Annotated in this window: 7 protein-coding genes; 4 read left to right on the forward strand and 3 right to left on the reverse strand. The window is 45.0% G+C overall.

The features are described from left to right. The first annotated feature begins 184 nt into the window (after positions 1–184). Together ACCM36_RS06055 and ACCM36_RS06060 are read left to right on the forward strand one after the other, a co-directional pair. Positions 185–367 (forward strand): 4Fe-4S binding protein, encoded by a 183-nt coding sequence (locus ACCM36_RS06055; RefSeq protein ID WP_370572855.1) that lies wholly within the window; start codon positions 185–187, stop codon positions 365–367. Positions 368–380: 13 nt separating this feature from the next. Next, complete coding sequence (locus ACCM36_RS06060; protein ID WP_370572856.1) at positions 381–626, forward strand: thioredoxin family protein; 246 nt, start codon at positions 381–383, stop codon at positions 624–626. On the opposite strand, the gene ACCM36_RS06065 is transcribed toward ACCM36_RS06060, so the two are convergent. Beyond that, the gene (locus ACCM36_RS06065; protein WP_370572857.1) at positions 627–1,106 is read right to left on the reverse strand and encodes a metallophosphoesterase; all 480 of its coding nucleotides are present in this window, start codon (positions 1,104–1,106) and stop codon (positions 627–629) included. It lies immediately after the preceding gene. A gap of 71 nt (positions 1,107–1,177) precedes the next feature. Next, positions 1,178–1,885, reverse strand: coding sequence for a type 1 glutamine amidotransferase (locus ACCM36_RS06070; protein ID WP_370572858.1), 708 nt, complete (start codon positions 1,883–1,885; stop codon positions 1,178–1,180). 6 nt (positions 1,886–1,891) lie between these two features. Between ACCM36_RS06070 and ACCM36_RS06075 the strand changes: the two genes are divergently transcribed. Continuing rightward, positions 1,892–2,068, forward strand: a complete 177-nt coding sequence (locus ACCM36_RS06075) for a hypothetical protein (protein ID WP_370572859.1) — start codon at positions 1,892–1,894, stop codon at positions 2,066–2,068. Between the two features lie 146 nt (positions 2,069–2,214). Here ACCM36_RS06075 and ACCM36_RS06080 read toward each other — a convergent pair whose 3' ends face one another. Continuing rightward, positions 2,215–2,775 carry an O-acetyl-ADP-ribose deacetylase gene (locus tag ACCM36_RS06080; RefSeq protein ID WP_370572860.1) on the reverse strand — a complete coding sequence of 187 codons (561 nt, stop codon included), beginning with the start codon at positions 2,773–2,775 and terminating at the stop codon, positions 2,215–2,217. 88 nt (positions 2,776–2,863) lie between these two features. On the opposite strand from ACCM36_RS06080, the gene pepD reads away from it, so the two are divergent. Then, positions 2,864–3,813, forward strand: a 950-nt coding sequence (pepD, locus tag ACCM36_RS06085; RefSeq protein ID WP_370572861.1) for a beta-Ala-His dipeptidase, incomplete at its 3' end; no start/stop codon positions are given.

Genomic DNA, 3,813 nt, shown 5'->3' on the forward strand with positions numbered 1-3,813 from the left:
TTTTCCAGTCTTTCAGATCCGCAATACTTTTAGGTATGGTTATACTTAATCCCCCTGAAATCTCGTGAACTTTAACTTTTGGCATCAAAACACCTTAATCCGTAAATTAATGTTAAGGATAAAGATAAGGATGGTATAGAACCACCCAATTTGAAAAACATAATTTTTCTTAAGGAGAACTTCCATGGTCTTCATAGCAGTGTATAAAGGTAAATGCACAGGATGCGGTTCATGTGTCAGTACATGCCGAAATCGGGTACTGGCCTTGGAGAATGGGTTATGTAGGCCTGTAAGAACGGAAAATTGCATATATTGCATGGCTTGTGTTGCATCGTGCGATTTCGATGCTATAAAGGTGTTTGTCTGAGAGGTGTTATTCAATGAGAGTAGAAATATTGGGTACAGGTTGTGCTAAATGCAACAAGGCTAAGGAAATAATGGAGAAAGCTGTGCAGGAAACAGATGTGGATGCTGAGATCGTGAAAGTTTCTGATATTGACACGATCCTTTCCTACGGTGTGATGATAACTCCTGCTGTTGTTGTGAACGGGGAGGTCAAGATAGCCGGTAAAATACCCACTCTTGAAGATGCAAAAAAATGGGTGACATCCGGTATCTTTACTTGATCACAGCTCCACTATCTCCACATCAAGGCTTTCCAGGTCAAGCAGAGCCACAGTCCTGCGTCCTGTGAGTAAACCTGTAGTTTCTCCGGGATTAATGATAGGTGTTCCATAGTCTGTCACCACACCAGCATCATGGGTGTGCCCTCTTACAACAACATCGAACATGCCGGAGGCGGCTATGGCTTTGACCTGTTCCTCATAGATCCCGTGCAGGAGGGCTATCCTTCTTCCTTCGATGTGCAGATCCCCAAAGTCCTTGCAGCACTGTGCCCCAAAATCCTCGAACCACTCCTTAAGCAGCAATCTGTCTCCGTCATTGTTCCCGAAAACAAAGTACAGCTTTGCATCCAGTTCCTTGAAAGCCCTTGCAGTGAAAGGCGCTACAATATCTCCTGCATGCAGAACGGCTGAAACACTTTTTTTGTTAAAGAACTCCACTGCCTGTTCAATAGCTTCAAGATTATCGTGCGAGTCAGACATAATTCCGATCGTAGTACTCTCCCCCTTTCTTCTGAATTCTCTTTTACACTTCTACAATGCTCTCTGTCACTCTAGAGTATTCCTGCTATCCTTAAAAAATTAGTGAATACTTTTTTCGAGTTGCTCTCATATTCCTCTCTTACGGCAGCATGATCACGCTTCACTTCTTCAGATGGAAGCTGCTTCAGATCATCATCTTCAGCCAGCCAGGTATCCAGCATTGATGTTGTCAGTTCCAGATGTCCCTGGAATCCGTAGGCATTGTTCCCTACTTTAACCACCTGGTTACGGCAATGCTTTCCAGTTGCCAGCAGCTGCATATCATCTGTCAGTTCCACCGTTTCCCCGTGAAGGTGGAATATGGGCAATGTCGCTTCCAATCCTTCAAAAATTGCGTCTTTTTTTCCAGTCGGTGTAAGTTCCAGAGAAAAACTTTTTCCCTGTAGGTCTTTCCATCCCACTTCTTTTATGGGGTTCCTTATAACTCTGCCACCGCAAGCTTTAACGAGAGCTTGCATGCCAAGACAGATCCCCAGATACGGCACATGTGCTATTACTGCCTGTTCAATTCTGGTGATTTCATGTTGCATTGCACGAGTCGTGTCATTTGCACTGGCCGGACCTCCCATCCCTATAAGAGCTTCATATTTTGCAGGGTCGGGGATCTCTGCGGCATGTTCAAGTTCAAATATATCATGTTCAATGCCATTGCTGCAGAGTATTCCTCCCAGAGTTCCTGGTCCCTCTCTGGCACAATTCTTGATGATCAGGACTGTCATGGATAAATGAGGCGTATTAAAAAGATATATGTGCGTCGCCTGGAAGATTATATGAATATGAATGTGAGGGTTCCTTCCTTTGTAGAGGGGGGAAGGAACCTTTTTCCGTTTTTAGGCATTTTTGCCGGAAATCATCGTACCACCGATGATCTCGTACCAACCAACCAACCTTATGGGGCTTAATCCCTGCCTCAGCAATATAACCTTCTATGTTCAGCTATTTAAACATATCTTCACTTCACTATATGCTAATTCTAATTATGATGATGTGCTTTTCTGTTTGAATCTTTCATTAGGTGCAGTATCAGCTCATGTTTTTTTACTTCCTGTTACTTAGAGTAACTTGCAGTATCTTTTAAAGCAGCTGAATACCTGTCAAAAGCAGCCTGGTTGTAACACACAAGGATTACTTCATTAATTGTATCTACGTCCATGAGAAAATCCCGCACGGACCGAACAGCTATCCTGGCTGCTCTTTCCACAGGAAAAGCATAGGCACCTATACTTATTCCAGGAAAGGCAACTGACTGGATTTCATATTGCTGTGCAAGCTCCAGCGAACTCTGGTATGCGCGATATAGCATTTTGTCCTCTCCATGCATACCTCCCTTCCATACGGGTCCTACAGTATGTATCACCCATTTTGCAGGCAGGTTGTACCCCCTGGTTATCTTTGCCTCTCCTGTGGGGCAGCCTCCAAGTTTGCGGCACTCATCGAGCAGTTCGGGACCGGCTGCCCGATGGATCGCTCCGTCCACTCCTCCTCCGCCCAGCAAAGAATTGTTTGCTGCATTAACGATGGCATCTACATTCTGTGTCACGATGTCATCCATGACGACCGAGATCCTTTCAGATATTTCCACTACAGTAATGCTCCTTGTTCTTTGCATATACTTTAGAACCCTGTGAATATAAATTCTGAGGGGTTTACATGATCAATGTGTACGATAAAATACTAATAAAGGCAATAATCACCGCATGGACCAGCGTACACAAAATATCCTCTTCATCTTTGAACAGATAGATAGCATTCCGCGATGTTCCAAACATGAGGGGAACATAGCTAACTGGCTCAAGGAATGGTCTCTGTCCCATGGACTTAGCTTCAAGTTCGACAGTGTGAACAATGTACTGATAACTGTGCCTCCGTCTGTGGGTTACGAGAAATCCCCCACAGTGGTCATTCAGGGTCACATGGACATGGTATGTGAGAAGGTCGAGTCATCAACTCACGATTTTAGTAGGGATCCTATTAAGCTGGTCTATGATGGCGACTGGCTGAGAGCCGATGGCACTACTCTGGGTGCTGACAATGGCATTGCTCTAGCCATGGCACTTGAACTTGCTCAGGACAGAACAATTGCCCACCCTCTTCTGGAATTGCTCTTTACTGTAGATGAAGAAACCTCAATGCAGGGCGTCAATGCTTTGACTCCCGACTTCATTTCAGGGAAGGTCTTCCTTAACCTTGATTCTGAAGAAGACGGCGTTTTCATTGTGGGCTGTGCAGGTGGTGTTACTACCCGCATTGAAATGGGTGTGGACCGTGTTCCTGTTCCGGAGTCTTACAGTATCTGCAAACTGCTTGCTGAGGGCATGGTTGGTGGTCACTCTGGTGTGGATATCAATGAAAAAAGGGCTAATGCTAACAAGGTGCTTGCTGCAGCTATTGATAAACTGATGGATCTAAATATACTGCTGATATCTGCCGATGGAGGTAAGGCTCACAATGCCATTCCCAGATATTCACAGGCGATTCTGGCTTATCCTGCGGATAGCTTGCCGCAGATGGAATTGATCGTTTCCCGGCTGGAAAGCGAATTGCGCTCAGAGTATGCTGAAAAAGAGCCCGGCTTAACTTTGCGGCTTGAAAAGGTCCGGAAGGATGGTGCATATAAGGCAATTGCTCCGGGAATTACAAAGAAGCT

Origin of the sequence: Methanomethylovorans sp., from assembly GCF_041305605.1 — an archaeon.
Lineage (GTDB): Archaea > Halobacteriota > Methanosarcinia > Methanosarcinales > Methanosarcinaceae > Methanomethylovorans.

Bases quoted from the DNA above. Each gene is read 5' to 3' on its own strand.
- ACCM36_RS06080 (WP_370572860.1), bottom strand. From the start codon at position 2,775: ATGCAAAGAACAAGGAGCATTACTGTAGTGGAAATATCTGAAAGGATC.
- ACCM36_RS06065 (WP_370572857.1), bottom strand. From the start codon at position 1,106: ATGTCTGACTCGCACGATAATCTTGAAGCTATTGAACAGGCAGTGGAG.
- ACCM36_RS06060 (WP_370572856.1), top strand. From the start codon at position 381: ATGAGAGTAGAAATATTGGGTACAGGTTGTGCTAAATGCAACAAGGCT.
- ACCM36_RS06070 (WP_370572858.1), bottom strand. From the start codon at position 1,885: ATGACAGTCCTGATCATCAAGAATTGTGCCAGAGAGGGACCAGGAACT.
- ACCM36_RS06055 (WP_370572855.1), top strand. From the start codon at position 185: ATGGTCTTCATAGCAGTGTATAAAGGTAAATGCACAGGATGCGGTTCA.
- ACCM36_RS06075 (WP_370572859.1), top strand. From the start codon at position 1,892: ATGAGGCGTATTAAAAAGATATATGTGCGTCGCCTGGAAGATTATATG.